This is a genomic window from Moorena sp. SIO4A5, assembly GCF_010672005.1.
Lineage (GTDB): Bacteria > Cyanobacteriota > Cyanobacteriia > Cyanobacteriales > Coleofasciculaceae > Moorena.
Window position 1 is genome coordinate 1 of sequence record NZ_JAAHHZ010000429.1, and the last position, 4,061, is coordinate 4,061.

The 4,061-nt window shown below is 47.0% G+C and carries 4 protein-coding genes; all 4 read left to right on the top strand.

Annotated features, from left to right (window positions below):
* Nucleotides 1-717 (top strand): Uma2 family endonuclease (locus F6K57_RS38510; protein WP_293073835.1); only part of this gene is annotated, 717 nt, incomplete at its 5' end.
* 108 nt (nucleotides 718-825) lie between these two features.
* Nucleotides 826-1,803 (top strand): D-glycerate dehydrogenase, encoded by a 978-nt coding sequence (locus tag F6K57_RS38515; RefSeq protein WP_293073838.1) that lies wholly within the window; start codon nucleotides 826-828, stop codon nucleotides 1,801-1,803.
* Nucleotides 1,804-2,144: 341 nt separating this feature from the next.
* Nucleotides 2,145-3,347, top strand: coding sequence for an agmatinase family protein (locus F6K57_RS38520; protein WP_293073841.1), 1,203 nt, complete (start codon nucleotides 2,145-2,147; stop codon nucleotides 3,345-3,347).
* Between the two features lie 15 nt (nucleotides 3,348-3,362).
* A complete protein-coding gene (hypA, locus tag F6K57_RS38525; RefSeq protein ID WP_293073844.1) occupies nucleotides 3,363-3,743 on the top strand; it encodes a hydrogenase maturation nickel metallochaperone HypA in 381 nt (126 codons plus the stop codon).
* The last annotated feature ends 318 nt before the right edge of the window (nucleotides 3,744-4,061 follow it).

Genomic DNA, 4,061 nt, shown 5'->3' on the forward strand with positions numbered 1-4,061 from the left:
TCTGATAACACCCCTGTGGATAACGAACTGCAAGATTTAATTCCCCACTTGCTCAAAGGGATCTTATCCTTAATCTGGCAACAGCGCTATGACTGGTTTTTTGGAATTGATATGGGCTACTATTACCACCCTAACCAAAGCGCGATAGTTCCTGACGCTTTCTTAAGTTTAGGAGTAGACCGGCGCAAAATTCGTCCCAAGGGTCGTCAAGGACGTTTAAGTTATGTGCTTTGGGAAGAAAACAACACCGTGCCAATTCTAGCCATCGAAAATGTCTCTCAAACCTACAATGGCGAGTACGACCAGAAAAAATTAGACTATGCCGAATTAGGATTCCTATATTATGTAATTTATGATGGCGACAGTTATTATCCACGCAAAGGGGAGCCCTTTGAGGTTCATCGCTTGGTAGATGGGGTGTATGTGCGTCAAAGCGGGAATCCAGTGTGGATGCCAGAAATTGGTTTGGGAATTGGTACAGAGTTAGGAAGTTATCAGGATTGGAGTCGGGAATGGCTTTATTGGTATGACCTTAACGGGAAACGGTATCCCTCCCCAGAGGAAAGAACTGAACAGGCTGAGCTGGAAGCAGCTCAAGAACGTCAACGGGCTATTCAAGCTGAGCAACGGGCTGCGGAAGCTGAACAGAACCTTGATGCTTTGAAAGCTCAACTAAAACAGCTGGGGATTAATCCTGAAGATTTTATGAATCGTTAGCTGGAAGAAGCAGCTAGTAATACCAAAATCCCCTTGATAATCTACTCTACAATCTAGTCCTTGAGATGCAGACGAAAATTTTTATAGCCACAACAACTGACCCACCCGATGTCTCAACCCAAAGTCTTCATAACTCGCCGCCTTCCTGATACCAGACTCGAACAACTCCACCAAATCGCCAATGTGGAAATCTGGCCAGAGCGTCAACCGCCTCCCTACGAGGTATTGCTCAACAAAGTTAAAGAAATCGATGGCTTACTGTGCCTACTCACAGATTCCATTGACCAACAAATCATCGAAGCTGCACCATCCCTCAAGGTAATCAGCCAATTAGCAGTAGGTTACGATAACATTGATATCTCTGCTGCCAGCATCCGGGGTATCCCCATTGGTCATACTCCTGGTGTTCTGACTGAGGCTACAGCTGACTTAGCCTGGACGTTACTAATGGCAACAGCACGGCGAATGATTGAAGCAGATAAATTTGTACGTGCTGGTCATTGGCAGACTTGGGAACCGACCTTATTGCTAGGACCAAACATCAGCGGTGCTACTTTAGGAATTGTTGGTTTTGGACGCATTGGTCAAGCTGTTGCTCGTCGTGGGCGAGGCTTTGATATGGAAATTCTTTATTACAGTCGGCATCGACGGGACTCAGAATTAGAACAATCCTTGGGTGTAAAGTATGCTGAATTCGACCTGCTCCTAAGGGAATCAGACTTTATTACCATTCACACTGCTCTGTCTGAAGAAACCTACCATCTATTTAGTACTCCCCAGTTTGAGCTGATGAAATCCTCGGCTATCTTGATCAACACCGCACGAGGAGCAATCGTAGATCCAGAAGCACTTTACCAAGCTCTGAGGAATGGTCAAATCGCTGCTGCTGCTCTGGACGTAACTAAACCAGAACCTATTCCCATGGATAGTCCGTTGTTGACCTTGGATAATTTGATCATTACTCCTCACATTGGCAGTGCAACTTATCAAACGCGATCGCAAATGGCTACGATGGCGGTGAATAATCTTATTGCTGGACTTTTGGGTAAGCCATTACCCTATTGTGTGAATCCACAAGTGTATTAGAATAATTCCGTTTCCTTGATTTCTAGGGTCTGTCTGCAAACTACTCGATCAAGAAAAGTAACGGGTAAGACAGTTGTAATTTATCATTGCTTGCCTTACTTCCCCTGCCTCCCTTGCCTGCCCTGCACCCAGTCAGCCGAGGATTTTTAGACACAAGCAGACATGCCCTAGCTTTTAGCAAACTGCCTGATATCGAACTCAAGTAAAAGAAATCTGTAGGTTTATAATTTCCGAACCTATCGGTGAGAAGTTTAAGAAATACCATAGCTTTCATGTCCAACCTGGGAATGTAGGCTATAACTCGCTGATTAAGATGTTTTGAAAACTTCTCGGGAGTGCAAATGACTGAAAATTCTTCTGAAAACCCCTTGTTTGAAAGCCCAGGCAGTAACAGTTCAAATCCTTCTGAGGCAGAACGTGCCCTGGAGCGTGAAGCTCAACTACCATCGACGGGATGGCAGCAGGAGGTGTCAAAGGGTCTCGAATACGGGCTGGAAGCGGCAGAGAGTATTAGCGATCGCACTATTCCCACCTTTTCGCGGGGTGAACTACCTCACTACGCTGGGATCAATACCTTTCTCAAAGCACCTTATCTCGAAGATGTTCGCCAGGTTGAGGGATACGATGTAGCCATTGTCGGGGTTCCCCACGACTCGGGAACCACCTATCGCCCCGGAACCCGCTTTGGTCCCCAAGGCATTCGCCGCATTTCTGCTTTGTACACCCCTTACAACTTTGAGTTGGGGATTGACCTACGAGAGCAAATTACCCTCTGTGACGTGGGAGATATTTTTACCATTCCAGCCAACAACGAAAAGTCATTTGACCAAATTTCTAAGGGCATTGCTCACATCTTCAGCTCTGGAGCGTTTCCAATCATTTTGGGAGGAGATCATTCCATCGGATTTCCTACTGTTCGGGGTATTTGTCGGCACTTAGGGGACAAGAAAGTTGGCATTATCCACTTTGATCGCCATGTAGATACCCAGGAAACCGACCTGGATGAGCGGATGCACACCTGCCCTTGGTTTCATGCAACTAATATGAGGAATGCTCCAGCCAAGAACTTAGTGCAATTGGGCATTGGCGGTTGGCAAGTACCTCGCCAGGGAGTCAAAGTTTGCCGGGAGCGGGCAAGTAATATCCTGACAGTAACCGATATCACTGAAATGGGATTGGACGCAGCAGTAGAGTTTGCCCTCGAACGGGCACTAGACGGTACCGACTGCATTTATATCAGCTTCGATATTGACTGTATCGATGCCGGTTTTGTTCCTGGTACAGGCTGGCCCGAACCGGGCGGACTCCTCCCCCGGGAAGCTCTGTATCTACTGGGCAAGATTGTTCAGCAGGCTCCTGTTTGCGGTTTGGAAGTAGTGGAAGTCTCGCCGCCCTATGACATCAGCGACATCACTGCCCTGATGGCAACTCGCGTCATCTGTGACACAATGGCGCACCTAGTGCTATCCGGTCAACTGCCGCGCCAGGAAAAACCCTCCTACATTCATCCAGAAGCGCAGCCGGAATTAGTAGAGTGGACTTGAAGGTGGATTTCAACAATGCATGAGACTGACATGACTAAGGCACTAATTGTGACCTTGCGCAATTGGTGGCAAGCACAGCCAGAGCGACCCAAAATTTCCTGTGTGCATCTGACAGTAGGCCAGTTCACTGGCGTCGAACCCGTGAGTTTGGAATTCGCCTTTGAAGCTCAAATTTCCAACACCTTTTTGTCTGGTGCCAAACTGGTGATTCAGGAAACTCCCTTAATTGCCTTTTGCCATCACTGTCAACAAGACTATCGGCCTGATATTGATAGTCAATACGCTTGCCCAGAATGTAAATCACCGATGGAAGACATTCGCTCTGGGCGAGAATTAAAGATTGACCGCCTTGAATACTGTGGCTCTGCTGTTGAACCCAATGCACCACAGCTTTGATGCAGCTCTGGAAATTAACCTGCTCCATGGAAGAAAGGCGTTGACCACAATCGCACCCAGGGCAAACCCATCTTTGAGTTGACAAATCGACTATTTTATGAGCTATACCAATAATATCAAGTCTGGTTGAATACCCATAATTAAGGGGCCCGGGCGCGGGGAGGGTGGGGAGGGTGGGAAGTGTGGGGAGATGGGGAGATGGGGAGATGGGGAGATGGGGGAGATTTTTATTAAGGGTAATTATCCTGACATGATGTCAGAGGACAATTATATGTCTACATGTAAAGTTATATTACGAAATGTAACATTTATGAGCGC